21 protein-coding genes are annotated in these 18,404 nt (G+C 40.0%); 4 read left to right on the top strand and 17 right to left on the bottom strand.

Translation table 11 applies throughout. The annotated features are described in order from the left end of the window. Nucleotides 1–154: 154 nt before the first annotated feature. The 4 genes from WMZ97_RS13195 (at nt 155) to WMZ97_RS13180 (ending at nt 2,198) form a co-directional block, all read left to right on the top strand. A complete protein-coding gene (locus WMZ97_RS13195; protein ID WP_343272555.1) occupies nt 155–643 on the top strand; it encodes a hypothetical protein in 489 nt (162 codons plus the stop codon). 7 nt (nt 644–650) lie between these two features. Beyond that, on the top strand, nt 651–848 hold the full coding sequence (locus tag WMZ97_RS13190) for a hypothetical protein (protein WP_256705473.1): 198 nt from the start codon (nt 651–653) through the stop codon (nt 846–848). Nucleotides 849–865: 17 nt separating this feature from the next. Beyond that, the gene (locus tag WMZ97_RS13185; RefSeq protein WP_071665170.1) at nt 866–1,063 is read left to right on the top strand and encodes a MerR family transcriptional regulator; all 198 of its coding nucleotides are present in this window, start codon (nt 866–868) and stop codon (nt 1,061–1,063) included. 94 nt (nt 1,064–1,157) lie between these two features. Next, the gene (locus WMZ97_RS13180; protein ID WP_343272554.1) at nt 1,158–2,198 is read left to right on the top strand and encodes a tyrosine-type recombinase/integrase; all 1,041 of its coding nucleotides are present in this window, start codon (nt 1,158–1,160) and stop codon (nt 2,196–2,198) included. A 233-nt stretch (nt 2,199–2,431) separates the two neighbouring features. On the opposite strand, the gene WMZ97_RS13175 is transcribed toward WMZ97_RS13180, so the two are convergent. From WMZ97_RS13175 to WMZ97_RS13095, 17 genes are all read right to left on the bottom strand, one after another. Beyond that, the gene (locus WMZ97_RS13175) at nt 2,432–3,649 is read right to left on the bottom strand and encodes an N-acetylmuramoyl-L-alanine amidase (RefSeq protein ID WP_343272553.1); all 1,218 of its coding nucleotides are present in this window, start codon (nt 3,647–3,649) and stop codon (nt 2,432–2,434) included. Between the two features lies 1 nt (nt 3,650). Continuing rightward, nucleotides 3,651–3,863: a hypothetical protein gene (locus WMZ97_RS13170; protein WP_343272552.1), complete on the bottom strand. Its 213-nt coding sequence runs from the start codon at nt 3,861–3,863 to the stop codon at nt 3,651–3,653. Nucleotides 3,864–3,919: 56 nt separating this feature from the next. Further along, on the bottom strand, nt 3,920–4,261 hold the full coding sequence (locus WMZ97_RS13165) for a phage holin (RefSeq protein WP_343272551.1): 342 nt from the start codon (nt 4,259–4,261) through the stop codon (nt 3,920–3,922). Nucleotides 4,262–4,271: 10 nt separating this feature from the next. Further along, the gene (locus tag WMZ97_RS13160) at nt 4,272–4,670 is read right to left on the bottom strand and encodes a hypothetical protein (RefSeq protein WP_343272550.1); all 399 of its coding nucleotides are present in this window, start codon (nt 4,668–4,670) and stop codon (nt 4,272–4,274) included. 445 nt (nt 4,671–5,115) lie between these two features. Continuing rightward, nucleotides 5,116–6,192, bottom strand: coding sequence for a reverse transcriptase/maturase family protein (locus WMZ97_RS13155; RefSeq protein WP_343272549.1), 1,077 nt, complete (start codon nt 6,190–6,192; stop codon nt 5,116–5,118). Between the two features lie 321 nt (nt 6,193–6,513). Then, complete coding sequence (avd, locus tag WMZ97_RS13150) at nt 6,514–6,855, bottom strand: diversity-generating retroelement protein Avd (protein ID WP_343272548.1); 342 nt, start codon at nt 6,853–6,855, stop codon at nt 6,514–6,516. 75 nt (nt 6,856–6,930) lie between these two features. Beyond that, nucleotides 6,931–7,989, bottom strand: coding sequence for an SUMF1/EgtB/PvdO family nonheme iron enzyme (locus WMZ97_RS13145; protein ID WP_343272547.1), 1,059 nt, complete (start codon nt 7,987–7,989; stop codon nt 6,931–6,933). Continuing rightward, nucleotides 7,989–8,381, bottom strand: coding sequence for an AAA family ATPase (locus WMZ97_RS13140; RefSeq protein ID WP_343272546.1), 393 nt, complete (start codon nt 8,379–8,381; stop codon nt 7,989–7,991). Before WMZ97_RS13140 ends, WMZ97_RS13145 begins: the two co-directional genes overlap by 1 nt. 15 nt (nt 8,382–8,396) lie before the next feature. Next, nucleotides 8,397–8,909 carry a signal transduction protein gene (locus tag WMZ97_RS13135; protein ID WP_343272545.1) on the bottom strand — a complete coding sequence of 171 codons (513 nt, stop codon included), beginning with the start codon at nt 8,907–8,909 and terminating at the stop codon, nt 8,397–8,399. A gap of 2 nt (nt 8,910–8,911) precedes the next feature. Then, nucleotides 8,912–9,202, bottom strand: a complete 291-nt coding sequence (locus tag WMZ97_RS13130; RefSeq protein WP_343272544.1) for a hemolysin — start codon at nt 9,200–9,202, stop codon at nt 8,912–8,914. After that, a complete protein-coding gene (locus WMZ97_RS13125) occupies nt 9,203–10,165 on the bottom strand; it encodes a putative phage tail protein (protein ID WP_343272543.1) in 963 nt (320 codons plus the stop codon). Next, on the bottom strand, nt 10,162–11,229 hold the full coding sequence (locus tag WMZ97_RS13120; RefSeq protein ID WP_343272542.1) for a baseplate J/gp47 family protein: 1,068 nt from the start codon (nt 11,227–11,229) through the stop codon (nt 10,162–10,164). Before WMZ97_RS13120 ends, WMZ97_RS13125 begins: the two co-directional genes overlap by 4 nt. Continuing rightward, on the bottom strand, nt 11,230–11,643 hold the full coding sequence (locus tag WMZ97_RS13115; RefSeq protein ID WP_343272541.1) for a DUF2634 domain-containing protein: 414 nt from the start codon (nt 11,641–11,643) through the stop codon (nt 11,230–11,232). A 7-nt stretch (nt 11,644–11,650) separates the two neighbouring features. After that, nucleotides 11,651–12,040 (bottom strand): DUF2577 domain-containing protein, encoded by a 390-nt coding sequence (locus WMZ97_RS13110; RefSeq protein ID WP_343272540.1) that lies wholly within the window; start codon nt 12,038–12,040, stop codon nt 11,651–11,653. Then, nucleotides 12,040–13,014, bottom strand: a complete 975-nt coding sequence (locus tag WMZ97_RS13105; protein WP_343272539.1) for an XkdQ/YqbQ family protein — start codon at nt 13,012–13,014, stop codon at nt 12,040–12,042. The genes WMZ97_RS13110 and WMZ97_RS13105 overlap by 1 nt, the downstream gene beginning before the upstream one ends. Continuing rightward, entirely contained in the window at nt 13,011–13,691 is a 681-nt protein-coding gene (locus tag WMZ97_RS13100) for a LysM peptidoglycan-binding domain-containing protein (RefSeq protein WP_343272538.1), read from the bottom strand. The genes WMZ97_RS13105 and WMZ97_RS13100 overlap by 4 nt, the downstream gene beginning before the upstream one ends. Beyond that, nucleotides 13,684–18,402 (bottom strand): transglycosylase SLT domain-containing protein, encoded by a 4,719-nt coding sequence (locus WMZ97_RS13095; RefSeq protein ID WP_343272537.1) that lies wholly within the window; start codon nt 18,400–18,402, stop codon nt 13,684–13,686. The genes WMZ97_RS13100 and WMZ97_RS13095 overlap by 8 nt, the downstream gene beginning before the upstream one ends. Nucleotides 18,403–18,404 lie beyond the last annotated feature (2 nt).

Here is an 18,404-nt window from a genome sequence, read left to right as displayed (position 1 = left end):
TTAATGACAATAAAGAAAAACCATACAAAAGAAACAACTCGAAAGTGTCCGATGTGTCCAAAAACTTTCAAGCTCAAACATTGTATATCGGGGCAAAAAGCAGAAATACAAAAGTGCATTTACGCATTTATGATAAAAAAGAGGAACAACTATCATGAAACACATGCGCCATGTAGCTAAAGAAGTAGATGACTGGACACGTGTTGAAGCAGAGTATTCCGGTGATTATGCGCACCAGCTAACGGAAGCGATAAAGCATTGTAATACGGATGAACAACTCAAAGATTTAATTGTGAGTTCTATCATTGATCGATACATGTTCTTTTACACGAACTCGAATCGTCCACATAAACTTACGAAATTAATGCTCGATTTGTTGGAACAGAAAGATTTTCACTTTGAGTCACCATCACCACGAAACAACTTATTGGAGCAGTCGATTGATCATTTAATTAAGGGTTCTGGTCTTCTTCCGACATTGTGGAAAGTTGAACAAATATGGGGCGATGGCACAGCACGGGAATTAATAGATTATTTCTATAAACATTTCTATGAAGAGTTCGAACCCAATGATGACCATATATCTTGGGTGAATAAATACAAGGCACTTTATCTGTTAGAAGGTAAACCTTGGGAAGGATGATATTTACATGAATAAGCCAAAAGTAAGAGAAAACATAAAGAATGTGATTGAAATTGTTGACTCAGTTTTACAGGGTGAAAGCACAATCAACAAAAAGACCAGTGATTCGGATTATCAAAAACACAACTATACACCCGAATCTATTTTAGCAAATATTAAAGTTAGTGCCGAAAGTGCATTGAATGCATTAAACGAATATGAATAAAAAGGAGAAGATGCCATATGAGCACCAACATGGCTACAAAGGATTATCCATATCTATTAACAAGAGAACAAGCCTCAGACTTCTTAGGTATTGATCCAAAATCCTTTGATAAATATATCCGACCACACGATGAGCTAGAGCGTTTCATGATCGGCAAGCATGAACGATACACAATGAAATCTTTAGTACACTTTATCGAAAAGCACTCCGTTTAAAAATGCCGACAGTTGATAAGATGCTAGTTTAGAAATACAATATAATTGTATTCAACTAGCATCTATCAGCTATTTTTATGAGAGGGATGATAGTATGGCTAGTATAGTAAAAAGAGGAAAGTCATATCGAGCACAGGTTTCTTTATACAAACACGGTCAACATAAAAGGATTTCGCAAACCTTTCCAACAAAGAAAGAAGCAAATCTTTGGGCTTTAGAAATGGAATTAGCGAAAGGGGAAGGAAAAGAACTCGCTCACAGAACAACAACATTTGCAGATTTCTTCGAGAATTGGATTTACCTTGTAAAGGTTAATGATGTTAAAGAAACAACATTTCAAAATTATGTTCGTACTTCTGGCATTATTAGAAATTTATTTCAGGATAACCAATTGAAAGATTTAAATGATATTGTTGTTCAGAAGAAAATTGACGAATATGCGAAAACACATTCACGAAAAACAACACATGAAGTGCTTCTTAAAATTAAAACATCTTTACGTGATGCATACGCTCGTGGTTATATTACAAACGATTTTGCTCGTTTAGTGAAAACACGTGGTGAAAACCCACCTAAACGAAACAAAGCTTTATCTATTACAGATTTTAAAAAGCTTCGCAATTACGTTTTACAGCATACAGAAGATGAATTCAACGTACTTGTATTACTAGCATTAGAAACAGGTATGCGACGTGGAGAACTACTAGCAATACGACCAGAGAGTCTTTATGAATACGGAATAGAAGTTAGACATTCCATCAGTCCTACCTCTGACGATACTTCATTGAAGACACAAAATGCAAAACGTGATGTTTCTATAAACAAAGAAGTGTATGAGCTTATTCGTAGGATTCCTGTTAAAGAAAATGGTTATATTTTTAGTTTTGGGGGATTTAAACAATCTGAACAGTTGACTGAACTACTAGAGAAACTAGACATTAAAAAAACAACGTTTCATGGTTTGAGAGATACGCACGCATCATTTTTATTTGCTCAAGACATAGATATTGCTTATGTATCAAAACGATTAGGACATATAAATATCCAAACCACACAAAATTATTATCTAGAATTAATGCCAGAAAAAAAGCACCAGCAAGATGCCGATGCTTTAAATCTGTTAAATGCTTTATAAGATTAACGTTAATTTGCACCAACTTGCACCAAAAAACCTTTGCAAACATTGGTATATCAACAATCCTATTAACGTTTTGAGAACTGAGGGTACTTGATATATCAACACTTTGGGGAGGGTTTGTGTATTACCTGTATATTACGTGTACTTATCCACAGGGTTTCATGTGCCTTTGGGGATAAAACCTTCCCTTATTGTACCGGTAATATCCCTCGAAAAACAGGTGGATATATTTACAGTTTCTTATTTACTTCTTTTCTTACTTTTTCATATTGCGCTTTACTTATGCCAAGAGACTTTTGTCTGGCCGCGTGACCATTTCCGTGTTTTCCAGCAATAACTTCCTTGGCCATAGTCGCAATAGATTTTCCTCCGCCTGACGATTTGCCAGTCAATCGCTTGTTGACTTCATTTTTAACCTTATTATATTGAGCCTGGCTAATTCCTAACGACTTACGTCTTGCTGCATGTCCATTACCATGCTTTCCGTCAATTACTTCTTTAGCCATTTGAGAAACAGACTTTCCGCTAGGTTTAGGTTTGGACTTCACTCCGGAACGTCTATTGACCTCCGCACGGACTTTTTCGTATTCGGATTTGCTTATTCCGAGAGACTTGCGTCTGTTTTCGTGTCCTGAACCATGCTTTCCAGCAATAACCTCATCAGCCATTTTACTGATTGATTTACCTGTCGGCTTGCTGCCGCCTCCGCTAGATGGTTTTTTTTCGTCTCTCATTGCGTTCAATAATTCAAGATTCTTCTTTGCGGAAGTAGTGTAATTCTTAACGCCATACTTCTTGGCCAACTTCTTACGATTGGCAGGACTCGAATTAATACCTTTGCCGTTTAAATAGTCTACAATACTATTTCCTTTATAAGCGCCGCCATTAGATGGAGTTGACGGTTTGGAAGGAGTGCTAGGCTTGTTTGGCTTGCCACCTTTTAATCTATTATACTCTTTCTCTATCGCTTTTAAAATACCTTGCCATCCGCGAGAACGAGCCAAGATTCTATGAGGACAGTTCTTCCCACTCCAATCCTGATGTTTGTGAACGTCTGACATATCCCATCCATTTTCAACTAATCCATTGGCCACAAACATGATTGCATTTGTTTCAGCCTTGTCATAACGCTCTCCGCCACTTTTCGAATAACATATTTCTACTCCAAAAGTGTTTCTGTTTCCGTAACCATTACCTCCATCACCAGCATGCCAACCGTTGCGATCTAGCGGTAAACCTCGCACGATTCTTAAGTTATCCACCGCAAAATGATAAGACACTTGATTGTTATTTGTCTGCATATAGCTTATTTCACTCAATGCAGCCGCATCATTATAAGTGTTATGCAAAGTATATCCTTTTGCTTTCATTGGGTTGGTAGCTTTAAGAGTCAGTTTGTTGTTTGGCAATCTTTTTACGACATATTCAATACCGTTTTTAGTAGCCATATTATTTTACCTCCTCAATTTCTTTTGCTTTGTATCCCTGAGTAACCCAGCCGAGATCATTGCTAAAACCAACGAAATGGATGCCGTCCTCAATTTTTGTGATATCTCCCTCGAAATTGCTTTTCTCAATAATTTTCAGCGCGCTATCTTCCAAGTGCTTGTCATTACGAACCTTATCTTTGTCTATAACTCTGACGATTTGTCCAGTTTCCATAGTTGATCATTCCTTTCATATTTTTAAGAAACAAAAAAGAGCAATCCATTTATGAATTACTCTTTGCTCTTTTGTTTTTCATCCATTCGACGCCAGCCTTTTTGTACAGCTCCACGTATAAATTCATCCGACACTTCAATTCCATAACGGTGCGCCATTAAAGCAACATACTCAGATGCTTGATTGAACTTTTCTTGGCCACTCTGCCCGCTGAATTCATTTTCCATTAGTTCCACGGCCATATCTACCACAGACTCAATGATCCCGAGGTTGTCTTTATCTACAGCCTTATCAAGCCACCGCTTTATTTTTGGCGTAAAATAAGAAACAGCCGCGGCTAAAAGTATTCCGACGACTGTAAAAACTGCTTCTATTAAACTACTTGTTAGTGATTCCACTTTACCCCTCCTAGTTAAAAAACAACGGCGCAAGCCCGAATATACCACTCACTATAGCGGCAACCAGGCCAATACCGGCTACTATAATTTTCGCCATTTGCTTTTTGTCCTCTGTTCTATATTTCGTTTTTAAACCCAGATTATCTATAGCCCTATCATGCTCGTGAAGCCGGTCATAAAAGTCGCCGTTTCGCTTCCTTTGGTCGTTCGTAAACTCGTCAAGTACAGTGGCCATTCTATCTGTGTTTTTTGCTGTTTGTTTTGATGATTCCACCAACGGTAGAACTATATCGTTCAAGGTATCAACTTTCTTGCGTACGTTGTCTATCCGCTCTGTCACATCGTTTTTTAAATCGTTTTGTGTTTTTATTAATTCCAGTCTTGTTACATACTCATCCTCATTCGCCATAAACTAAAACCTCCAGCGATCGATATGAGCAAACATGATATACTAATCAAACTATATCTTGAAGGCAACATTATATTGACCGCTCCTATAGAGCTTGCACTGGCGTATAAACCAATGCTAATAGCACCTAAAAACCCGCCAATCATCATAAAAATACATCTTATTTTCCCTTGCTGGAAAATACAAGAAAACAGCAAAATGGATGATGTCAGCATTATCAGGCCGTAGACTGACAGGGGCATCAAATCTTGCATTTTTGTATATGTTGGCGACGATATTCGCGGATCCGCAGTAATAAAAAATATGCCCGTCATAAAATTAAATAGCGATATGGTTAATATATACATGTTCGCTAAAAACTTTGCTTCATTGTAATGTCTAAACATAAAATCTCCCTCTCGTGTTGACTTTAGACATCCTCGTATTCATCCATAAAAAATACGCCCTATTCGGCGCCTCTTGTTAATACAAATTCTTTCAATATCTTCTTTCTCAGATTATGCGAATCTGTGTGCTTCATTAATCCAAGATAAGACGATAAAACAGACCTCACTTCATCTGTACTCACCTCCCCAAAGGCAAATTGTTTTTGTATGTACTTTAGCCTTGATTTCATGTTTTTCACAGTTTCTTTTCTTAATTTCATGTGGGTTGGCCATATTCTTTTTCCGACAAAATCCACTCCGTGGTTAGTGTTGTCGATTCTTGTCTTGTTGTTAATTTGAAGATGTAATTCATGTTGCAGAAACAAATTTGATTCTATCAATATTTCTTTCAATTCATTCTTATCCTTATGAAGAATAACTATGTCATCCATATAACGTATATAATGACGTACCTTCATATCATGTTTAGCATACTGATCCATTTCATTAAGATAGACATTGGCGAACAGTTGACTTGTTAGATTACCGATTGGCATGCCAACACCATCAACTCTTTCTTGTTCATAGAAATGGTCACCTAGCGGTATTCCAAACTTTGTATGTTCACTTTTTATAATTCTGGCCAACAAAACCATGAGGTCTTTATCTTTTATTGTTCTAGAAATTATCGACAATAAAATGTCGTGGTTGATTCTATAAAAATACTTCGACATATCCATCTGCAGATAATAGGTTTTACCCGGTTGTCTTTCTAATTGCCGCAACCAATACTGGATTCTTGCTGCAGCACTATGTGAACCTCTTCCGTTTATACAGGCATAAGAATCTTTTATAAACCTTTTGAAATAAATTGGATAAAGCACTTTATAAATCGCCCATTGAACTACTCTATCACGAAACGGTAACGCCATAATTAATCTCTTTTTCGGATGGTACACATAAAATTCACGGTATCGACCAACTTCATAAGTTCCGTATATTAAATCATTTTGTATTTGTATTAATTCTTCCTCAGCATTATAGCTGAAATCTAAAACCTCTCCTCTATAACGTTTCCCTTTTTTGGCCATTAAATATGCTTCAAAGAGATTTTCGTAATCAATTATTTTTTCAAATAACTGACCTACCCTTTTCATATTTTTATTCACCTTTTTTCTCTATGTTGGCCGGCCGTATCACTTTTCCAATTCAATATACTAACTGATTTGCCGGCAATTTATATCTTTAGCCGCCATTGGCAAGGAAATCAGTCCGTTTTCTTCAATTCTGGATACAAGCGAGTACGCTTGTAACTTCTGACAGAGAGAACCAGCGACGAGCGAAAGCCAAGATTCGTATTCGAATTCGAAGCACGGTTGTTCAAGTTCAGGTAGAACACACCAGCATTAGCACCATTGTTCCAATTGCCTCCACGGTTCGCGAAACGCTCACAAAAATGACCAATTCCCTAAGGACACTTATTTCGGGTTAGATTTTATCCAACCACCTAGCATTTTTCCAATTTCGTTGATTTGCTTTGACCATATTTCATATTTACGAAACGGAAGAAAACCCAATGATTGGCCTAACCTTATAAAATGTCTTAATGTGTCTATTTCTATATCCAAATCCTGTAAGGTCGTCTTTTTGAAATAACGCTTATTCGCACGTATGATCAATTTTAAAATATTGTACATACACTGCTTGGTGTCTGCCGCAAGAGTGTGTCGCTCTGATTTTGGGTACTGCCTCAACGCCTTGTAACCATATTCGATCATATCGTTTGCTCTCTGCAGTATTTTCAAGTCTTCCCTATTCAATGTTTCTATCCCCTTAAAGTAAAAGGCTCCGCTATCGCAGAGCCTAACAGATTATCAGTTATCAGATTACAGAACTCATAAAACCAGCGACGAGCGAAAGCCAAGAAGCGTAAGCGAACGCGAAGCACGGTTGTGCAAGTACAGGTAGAACACACCAGCATTAGCACCGTGGCTCCAATGGCCTCCACGGAGCGCGAAACGCTCACCATAGTTACGTGCATAGAATCTGTCACCGCCATGGTCTCCTTCGGTAGGCGCAATAGCCAAATATTTTAGTAAATCTGGTGTACTAACCCCGCTCTTTGTTTCGAGGTCTTCAAAGCCGGTGTAGTTGTAACCGTAATAATCATCAACGTCTCCACCTGTGTACATCGGATTCTCTCTTTTGCTGTTCAAAATAGGTTTTCCGCTAACAGTATTGGACTCTTTTCTGTCATTGCCTTTTTCCGAGTTATCTACATATATCTCGGTATCCACCCAATTAGACAACGAATCCGGCGTATTAAAGTCATTATCTTGATGTACGTATATCTTACCGTCAATAAGGCGTAAACCGTCTACCCACTCACGGACGTTACCGTTTAAATCAAACACTCCGAACGGCGTATGATCATGACTCCAAGTTGCTGGCCCTGATCCAGTTGCCACACGACCTGTTCTGCCCCCTGTTTCATAGGTTTCAACTCCTCGTTCATATGATGCAGAGTGGTCTTTTCCATAATCATTGTTTCCGCGTGGCATTGTTCCATTTTTCTTAGACCATAAAGCCAATGCAGCCCATTCAGCATTAGTCATTAAGTGCCAACCTTCTCCCTTCCGGGTACATGCATCTTTTGAGTCATTGAAATTAATAGATGCTTTAGGGTCTACACCCGGAATCGAATATGCGCGGCCATCGTGGACAATATTCTGGAACTTAGATACCCAAATTTCCTTTTTAACAACACCATCAACAATAAATGCTGGGTGTGGTGTGTTAGGCGCGCCGTCAATCACATCACTCAAGTTGAAACGAGGGATGCACACCATAATTGATGGGTTTCCTTTGTCGTCATACATAACAGTGTTTTTCCCACCGCTTGCCGCTTCTACAGCTTGTCTATATGTGTCTTTTACCGATAAAATAAATGACATTATTCATCATCCTCCGATTCGTTTGTTTCGTCTTCGCTTTCTTCATCTTCATTTTCAAAGTACTGCGTAGGAAGCCCCCACAATCTTAATTCAACCAATGACGGATCCACCGGAAGTTCTACCTCTTCCATGATTTTCTCGTCATTTTCGTCTTTTTCTCCGCTGGGTTGATAAGAATAGCGTCTTGGTGGGATGATGATATTAGCGACATACCATGCGCCCAACCCCTCCCGAATGGTTACTAACTGTCTGTCCAGACAAACATCTATAACCCTTTCAACCGTGCGTTCTTTATCTTGCAAGTCAATAGTTATTTGATTTTCAATGGTTAATTTAGTACCGCTCAAAGAATAATTTGCTTTGCGGCCACTGTTTGCGCTTGTTATAATCATTGATTTTTCCTCCTTTTATACGTTTGGGTTGATTAAAGTCCATAAAAAAGAGACCGAATCTGCAGATCCCGTCATTTTTACCTTGAAGCCATTTCTTGTTTTATCATAAGCAATCAACTTTCCAACACAACCAGTCGATTCATCAGTCGGTTTAGGCGTTAATATTACATCATAATTTGGCGCATTTACTTGTGAATACCCTTCTAAGGAAATTGTTTTAAACGGCTCAGATGACCTAAAATATCCGTTATCACTGATTGTATTGGTTATTGTCCCGCTTCCTTGTAGAATACGTTGATTTTTGATTTTGTCTAACTCTTTTTGGTTTAACGTACCCAACTGATTCGCGAATGCCAGTAGCATGCCAATATCGAAGTGGGATAGCATGACGCCTGTTTCTAAGTTTCCTAAGGTTGTCTCTGCGACTGGCGTACCTTCAACTAACACATCTCCCGAATCTTTATCAACGACTTGGTCTTCCCACTCTGTAGGTACATATGATTGATCACGGTAATCTTTAACTGACATACTCACACCTCCTGAATAGTGATTTTAAATTCTAACAGCAAACCCTTATTTTCCTCATGTTCTTGGCTGTCATTTCGTTCAGCGACAACCCCTCCATCTTCATCAAGTAGCCTAGCTCTTGTAACGGTTCCCGTCGGGTCTTTATGAGTTAAATATATATGTTTTCTTAACGTATTTCCCTTAACAAGAGAACGCCTAATCTTGGCCGGATACGTTTTTCCGTTGATGGTGTAGTCTGCTTTGACAGCCCGTTCATCAATGTAATCTACTATTTCATTGATTATTTTTAGCAATTATGCCACCTCCTTACTAGCAGATATTGTCCCACATCTAATGGGGGTGGCTACTCCCGTTGGAGCAACAGAGTTAATGATTGTTTCTTCTATGACAGTAACACCAATCGACTTGGTATTGACTTGGCCAGATTTCAAATCAGAAATACCTGTAATGGATTCAGACTTGTGATTTAATGTTGATTGACGAGAAGCACCCGCAGCATCATAAAATATTTGTCCGGATTCATATTTACCAGATGGATTAAACCTTGATTTTCCACCTATGTTCTTGATAGATATGTTGAAAAATGACCTTTCTGAACTACTAAAAGCCGTTGGTGTATTTTTACCTCCACTGACTAGACCTGCAGTCCGTTGTAGTTCTGAAACTCCGGTTATTTTTTTGCTGTGTATTTGTAAAATGGTATGAAGTGATTCACCTCGGGTATTCGCTCTCGGAAATCTCCCTGCATTTGCTGTACCTGATAAAAGATTCAGTGCAACAGAATACCGGTCATTTCGATTAGCTTTGACAGTATATCCGTTTGGAATCAAATTGAATGAATACGTTAAATGAGATGGCTTTTCTGTCTCTAATATGGTTATTAATTCACCAAAATCATAGTAATCAACATTCGTTTCAACGGTGAACGGCAGCACCAATCCTCCCCAAGCAAGACTTATATTAGGTTCAACAGCCCTTAATATGACTATTAGGTTTGCTTTGTTGCTCCGTTTCTTTGTCAAAATACGGCGCCTACGCTTTTTGTAGTCAGTATCTTCACTTAAAACAGGTAGTAAGTATCTCTTTTCCCAATAACTAAGACCCCACGTAGCTGTATGGATGTACATCTGGTCTAACAGATCATCAACCGAATCATGTAAGTCATTGAATTGTTTCCCCTCTATACGTGCAATCTCTTGCATTTCTTTCAATATAGAGAAATGCTCCGGCAACAAGTCTAGTAATTGTTCTTTCATGGGTATGTCACCTCACCAAGATTCGCAAGTTCAGTGATATCGAGCGTGATGTTTTCGCGTTTTTCATTCAACAGGATATCCCCGATATCAAGTACACCAGAAGCATTTATAACAACAGAGACAGCCTCTTTAATTCGCACTACACCACCCGGATTTATTTCAGATAGGTATTCGTGCAACGCATCTTCAATATTCGACTGAACTTGATCAGCAGTATAACCCTGTTCTATTTGTAAATCTGGAATTGTAGCAGTAATATACATGACCTTCGCAGTGGCAACAGTCACTTTTGCGCCAACAGGGGCTTTTCCTTCACCTACACCCTTTGAATCCGGGTCAATTAGTTCTTGAACCTCTTCTATTAGTGCTGGTGTTGCTTGCTTTCCGTCTGGAGTAAGAATAACAACTCTTATAGTGCCGTCGCCTTTCCATAATGGCTCGACAAGAACATTCCCAACCCCGGCAATCTCTTTCGACCACCTAATATAGTCTGCAACATTACCTGGCCCCGGTGAATTCTCAATCTTTTCCCAGTATCTCTTGAGTAGCGAACTGTCAGATTCATCATCAATGCCATCAACGTCATTTTCGTGATCACTGACCATGGAAATTGATTCAAGACCGTCAATATCGGCATCTACAGGTAAAATGGTATCCGGGTCATAAATAGCTGTGTCAGCACCTTTTTCCTCTGATATAGCTTTGAAAGTTACTGGCAATTCAACTGTTTTTTGCGCAACAAAATAGATGCCATCAACGAAAAAACGAGTTCCTTGTTCTATTTCTCCGTCTGTTCCCTCCGCTTTGAAATGTCTTGTAGATGGAGTTGCTAGAATTCTTTCCACGCCTTCACCTGCAGTAATCTTTTCAAGGTATTCCCCTTCACTTGTTTGAGGGAAAGCAAGAACCAATACCTGTTCCAGAGAAATATACGTTTCAAATAGCTTTACAGCCGCAGGTGCAAGCGCGTTAAATATTACAGATCCCTCTCGCTTGTCATATTCGTCTGAAACTTCATCTAACATGTCTTCTAATAGTGATTCTGGCGAAATATTATCAAACATTTATTCTAGCACCTCCTCTATTTCAAGAATTCCCTCTACGGTATGGACTGCAAAACTAACGCGGAACGCATCAAACTCTTGTTTAATGTCAAAATCGGTAACATCATCTATTCGTTCATCGTAGATTAATGCCTCTGTTATTAAGCGTGGCAGTTCCATTATTTTGAACTCCTGCGTAACCTCACTATCAGATAACAGGGCATCTATTTCACTACCGTAATCTGTAGAATAAATAAAATGCTCATAACGTTGTGTACGTAAAACCATGTAGATGAATTGCCTAATCGCTTCCATACCTTCGATTATTTCTTTCGTGATAGTCATGGTTTCGTAATCAATTTTATATGTTCTTAGTGTTTCTATTTCCACATCTTCATCAGGTAACTCAACATCAACTTCTGGTGATAAAGCCATTACTTAATCACCCCTTAAATCTGTCGATAATAAAAAATGATTGTCCACCTTGAACGGCAGCAACCATCACTTTATCGCCTTTTTTTAGTTCGTCAGTAAATTCTATTTTTGCACTTCGGAGCGTCAATGAGTTTATACCATGCGTGTGCGAGGGATCGCCCGCGCTCGCCATTGAACTGCTGATATTAGAACTAGTTATGTTCGCAGTCCGGGTATGCCTCGTCAAATGCTCCGATACAATAATAAATTCACTAGGAATTATTAATTTTGAGCTGCTTTTCAGCCTTAGTTGAATGTTTGGAGGTGGACTGTGAACCACACCTTCCACAAATTGCAAAGGGTTGTTAGCATTAACTGCATCATTGGCCATCTTTTTGATTGTTTGGGCAATACTCATTAATCCACCTCCGCCATAGTATTTTTTTCTAGCAACTTAAGTTTCATGTCATGGTAATCTCCCATGAAAAAATGAGTGTCAGAATCAACATAATAGGTACCCTTTATACCCAAATCTTTTTCAATTACATATACAGGCATACCACTAACAACCTCGTCAATTCCGAGCGCATCAACTTCCAAATTCTTTTGTATTCCTTTTTTCTGTTTCAGTAGCTTTTTAGCCCTGCTATTCGCTTGGTTTTGAGTCAATTCCTCATTGACTCGCTCAAAATGTTGTAAAACACCGTATTTTTTCTGGCCAGAACCATTATTTACAACGGCTGTTGTTGTCTTTTTATCTACGCTAGATACCAGCTTCACCCTTGTTGCAGTGTCGTCTAAGTTGGTTGCGAAATTATAATCAGTGATGTTTACGCCTGTTTCCAGAACCCACTGTTTTTCAATTTCCTTCCATTCCTTCAAGTGAAGTTTTCCTTTAGATGACGACAGTTGAAACCTTCTACCGGACTGCTTTTCGGTATTAACAATGCCTTTTAAAATGATGTCATAAAGCGTTGTTTCATTGGTGTATATTTCATTTAATCGAACACCAGTGTTTGCGATAGTTCCTCGAGGGATTTGGAAATCCTTACAAATTCGCACTACCATGTCAGTGACTCTCTTTTTCGAAAATACATATATATCTTTATTGGTCAAAAGATAGTGAAGCATGTCATAGGCTATTATCGTTATTGTTCCGCTTTTAGTCTTATTTCGATTAAAAACAGTACCACGGAATAATTCTTTTTCTTTCCACTTAAAGAGAACAGTATCTCCTTCATTGACCTTTGTGAATTTCAGTCCACCTTTATCCGTATAAAGAACCTCTGCAGTTATTTTTCTGGCTGATTTGAAACGTTGACCTGTCCAATTAATAGATTTGGTCGGTATTTCAGTCATTAGTCCAGGTTTAACAAGATATAACTCAATCATGGTATCTTCAACACCTGTCCGGGAAATATCCAGTGACCGGGCTGCTTAATATTCCTGCGGTCTCGTTTGATCATCATGGATTTATTAGCATTCCATATTTTTCGCCATTTTAAGCTGTTACCATAATAGCGTTTGGCCAAATGCCATAACGTATCTCCACTTTTAACTTTGTGAGTCTTTGCTTTTGGCTTAACTGCAGGTCTTGATTTTTTCTTTGTTTTCTTTTTCTTGGGTACCTTTACTTTGATTTGCCTTATACTTACGAAAAGGTATTCCTTTAAAGTTAAATCATACGTAATGTCTCCAACAGCCCCGCCTTCCTCACCATAACTAAAGTTATCTATGGACACTGGCAGATTGATGGATGTTCCAGTAACCAGAAATCGTAATGGAACCTTCGCTTTCTTCCACTTTTCTATTTTTTTAACAGCATCCCACGGCTTTGGTGGATTGCTATACTCTGATAGTGTGCTGTCGTGCAATGGGAAAAATGACGAAAACTGAACAATCTTTGCCGCCGGATCTTGCAAGATGGTTACTTCTCCTAAATTGGATATATCGACAGATTCGTTTTTTGAACCATTACTCATGTCGAGAGAGCTGGGGAGAACAGGTAACCTCAATCTCTCTTTATTATCATTTGTTGATAACCAAAATTGATATACACTTTTACTCATAGGCTACCCACTCTCCTCCCTCGTCATATTCATCATCCAATACCTTTTCAATAGCCTTTTTAACTTTATCTGTGAATTTATCCATATCCTCTTCACTTTGGAAGTGGTTATCGCCATTAAATTGAACAATAACGTCACCTTTGTTACTTCCTTTAGATGCACTTATTGTTCCGGAACCAGTAACGGCCGATAATTGACCGGATGATATTTTCTTGCTTTCTCTGTTCGAAAATACTTCCGAACCTCTTGGAAGATGAACTAATTCTGGGCCACGTTCACCTACCCATGCTGTTTCGGCACTTCTTAATGGCCCATCTGTACCTTTCCAGTAACCCTTATATGGGCCACCGGCTGCCATCGAGCGAATACCCGGTGTGTTGAACGGCGTACCATAACGACTCTTGATGTAATTTATTGCTGCAGCTGCGTTATGGATAGGATTCATAATATCGTTCATGCCAGACACTTTATTTGCTTGGAATGTCGGCATAATCGTCTGCATAAGACCCATGGACGGCGTTCCACGTGCCCAATTGGAATCCCATTTGTTAATAGTAGATGGCCCTGTTCTACCGCCACTCTCTTTCATAGCGATAGTAGTTAGTGGCGCCAACCATTCAGCCGGTGCGCCAGTAGCCATCATAGCCGCCATTAGCCACTTCTTAACATTTCCACTACCAGACCCCATACCACTAAACGCCGACATCATGTCGTTAATGCGCTTCTCGGTAAAGGCCTTAATGTCAACAGAATTCAAACCTTTTACAATACCCATGGACGTCCACATACCATTTTTCATCATGACTTTAGAAGGGGATGCAATCCCTAGTTCTTCTCGGAACGTTTTATCAACCAACTTGGCCAGTGTTTTTGCAGCACTTTCCACACCATTGGACTTAGAATTCATTCCAGAAATAAACTCTGACATTGTTCCAGAGCCCCAACCTGATGCTTTGGCTCGTGTGTCGTTAAATGGCGTATGAACGTTTGAAACAAGATATGGCCTTGTGCCGGTTTCTGTTTCGTTCTGACCTGAACGGAATCTGGAAATAGTTCCGGAACCCCATTCAGATGCTCCGCCTTTAATTACTTCGAATGGACGTTTTACTTGGTTCTGTAAATGCTCGCGTGTGTGCGTAGGCGTTTCATTCTGCGCACCAGAAAATGACCTCACGGTATTGGAACCAAACCCTGCGGCATCTCTAACAACATTTTGCATTGGGTTGTCGATATTGGCTTTACGCCAGTTGTCAATAGGAACAACCTTTTCATTTATTCCGCTTGCGACAGATGTTGAAAATGCCTCTCCGTATTTTTCAGCCTCTTGGTCTGTACCTTTTACTGATATAGAGTCAACATTCAATGACGCCTGTGCAGTAGATTGTTTCGGTGTAGTTACCGAACCGCCGGCAATCCCACCATTTGCATAAGGACGAACGCCCAGCATCTTTCCTGTTTGGTTATACAAATCTAATGCACGACTGCGCCTGTTTGCAGACAATGGAATAATTGCTTCTGGCCCCGCTTCACCAACAAGACCCATATGAGGTCTGTCGATTATACCACCAGATGCATATTTCTTTGACCTTACTGATGTGTTTCGGGTAATGTGATCACTTGCGGTTTTAGGGTTAGCTGCATTCTTACCTTTTTCGCGCCCTTTTCCGAATGAATCTTTCACGTCATCAATTAGACCTGAAACCCATCCGCCAATGCCGCTCATTACCCCTTTACCCCACTCGACAACATTGTCCCACTTACCAGTCCACCAATCCTTGCTGAACAATGTTTCTGAAATAGAGGTTTTCACGTCGCTCCAAATGGATTTAGCCGTATCCCATTTATCGCTCGTCCAGTCTTTGACAGATTCCCACTTGCCTTTCCACCATTCGCCACTGAAAATGGTTTCACTTATCTTGTCTGTGACGGAATTCCATATAGAAACGGCTGAATCCCACTTATCAGCAGTCCAACCTTTAACGCCTTCCCATTTTTCGAGCCACCAATCGCCGCTGAAAATGGTCTCGGAAATTTTATCTACTACAGAATTCCAAACAGATACTGCGGAATCCCACTTTTCTTGAGTCCATCCTTTCACAGACTCCCATTTCCCAGCCCACCAGTCAGCACTAAATACCGTTTCTGCAAAGGCCGTTTTGACAGATTGCCATATTTCAACCGCAGAGTCCCATTTTTCGGAAGTCCATTCCATCACGGAACCCCACTTGTCACTCCACCATTCTCCGTCGAATATGGTGCCCTCTGTCCATTCTTTGACGATTTCCCATTTATCAGACCACCATTCACCTGAAAAAATGGTCTCTTCAAGGTAACCATAAATGAAACCAGCTTGTTCAAGCCACCAGTCAGCGCTAAAGAATGTTTCGGATGCGGTTTGCTTTATGTTGTTCCACCATTCCGCAGTGTCGGATAGTTTTTCAGACGTCCAATTCTTAACTCCGTCCCATTTTTCTCCCCACCATTCACCGCTGAAAATGGTTTCTGCAATACTGTCTTTTATTCCTACAAATGTATCCGAAATCCATTGACCCGTTTCGCTTGCCTTGGTTTTGATTGCACTCCAATTATCTGACAGCCAATCACCAAGGGCTTCACCGCCAAACGCTCCAGCAATACCACCTATAATTGCTCCGGGTATTGCGCCAACGCCACCAAATGCAGCACCGGCAGCCGCCCCACCAGCTGCACCACCTAGTATGCCGCCGCCCATTCCTCCGACAGCTCCAGCCATGTCTTTTTTATCGGTGCCGAGCAATGATAACGCGCCTAACGCTGGGCCAATTACGGGTATTCTCTTTGCGATTTTACTTAAAGGCTTAAATATTTTTGATATTTTCGATACATTTTTAAAATCATTTGGTTTAGGGGTTTTTACTTTGTCCCCCTTATTGAACCAAGGTTGAGTATATGTGGGTTTCCCTTTGGGTTTATTCGAACCCTTAGGAGTTTTACCTCCTCCCGGCGGAACAACAGGCGGTACTTTTGGCGGTTTTCTTTTTCCGAATAACCCCGCTACTTTTTTACCTTGATCCCAGAACCATTTCCCTGTTTTAAATATTCCCCTTATACCTTTGAATAATGGACTCAAAACCAAGGAAAGAATAGATCCTGCAATGGCTGTAGCAATACCAGCACCTGCAAAACCTTCTACGCTTGGGTCTTTAAAGGCTTCCATCCACATGGATCCAACACCTTTAAAACCTTCTTTGATACCCCATTTAATTCCCTCGAAAATTGCAGCACCAACATCTTTGCTGACCTTGGCCATTATCGGTCTGCCTTTGTCATTCCACCATTTCCCGAGGTCTTCCATGATGAACTTAACTTTTCCCTCGAAATCTAGTTTTTTGAACTCGTCATTTTCAAGGTAGTTGTCACGTATATAGAAAAATGCACCTTCAAGTTTGGAAAGAACCCATTCTGCACCCTGTTCACCCATTTTTTGAACAGTATCTCTCCACTCCATCCACTTATCTTGGTTGTTATCTATCCATGTGCTGATTTTATCAAGACGTGGCTTCATGGATTCTAGCATACCTTCTCCGGCTTCACGGAAACTCGCAGTTATATATCCACCAATTTTGTTAAACAAACCTCTGGATGTCTGCGAAAAACGTTCGGCACCGCCCGAGAACATGTCCTCCATATCTGACTGGAATCCTTCCCATGATTCAAAGTCATCTTGAGTCATCTTAACGTTAAAACCTTTTAACGTTTGGAATTCACCCATATTAGCATCTGCCAAGGCATCCATTGCATCTTCTACAGTTCGATTAGGAGTTAATGCAGCCATATCTGTGGCTATATTTAGCAGCCGTTTCGCTTGACCTACATCACCGTCAGCAACGCCAATTCCACGTGCTAAAGCAGGGAATAAATCTGGTGAATCAAACGGTGTCTTGTTTGTAAAATCCCTCATCCATTCAACAAGCTCGTCCGCTTTCTTCTTGTTACCATCTAGCCAATGCTCCGTGGCTATCTGATACCCCTCGAAATCCATAGCCGCACCCAAGGTGGCATCTTTCAGTTTGCCGGCACCGATAACGCCCAAAGTGACCGTAATCATTGTCGGAATACTAAACAAAGCCCGCCTTACCGTACCCACTATTTTGGTAGCACGATCCCACGCCCTAATAGTGAAGTCGCGATAACGCGGGATGGCCGTTCGAGCAAACGAAGCTATTCGACTTACCGTTTTAGTAGCTATGTCGATAGCACGGACGGAAAAGTTGTACCCTTTGGACAGCGCCCTTTTTGCATAATTAGCTATTTTATGCAAAGTAGGCATTGCTCTGTCCCTTGCGGCAACCATAAGCATGTAGGGTTTGGAGAGGTGCCTTCCTGCATAGCGTCTTATTTTTTCAAGCACTGACTTTGTCTTGTCTTGCGCCTTGACTATGATGTCGTGTGTTCTTGGCATTTTTCGTTTCATGAATGAATTCAGCTTATTTAAAGGTTTTGTGGCTTTATCTTTAAGAGCAACGTACATTGTGTGTGTTTTAGCAATGTCTTTCAGAACAAACTTATGAACTTTTGTAAGGCTTTTTGTCGCTTGATCTTTTACCTTAAGCACCATAGGCTTGTTTAATTTATCCCTGCTTTGCTCTAAGGCTTTTGCGTTACCGCTGATTGTTTTTAGCTTTTTAGAAATACGATCCTCTAAGTCAAAACGCGCTGTCAGTTTAGCCATGC

This window comes from Lentibacillus songyuanensis (genome assembly GCF_039548255.1).
In the GTDB taxonomy this organism is placed as follows: domain Bacteria; phylum Bacillota; class Bacilli; order Bacillales; family Amphibacillaceae; genus Lentibacillus_C; species Lentibacillus_C songyuanensis.
Note: the sequence above shows the minus strand (reverse complement) of the source record. Positions and strands in the feature narration are given on the sequence as shown.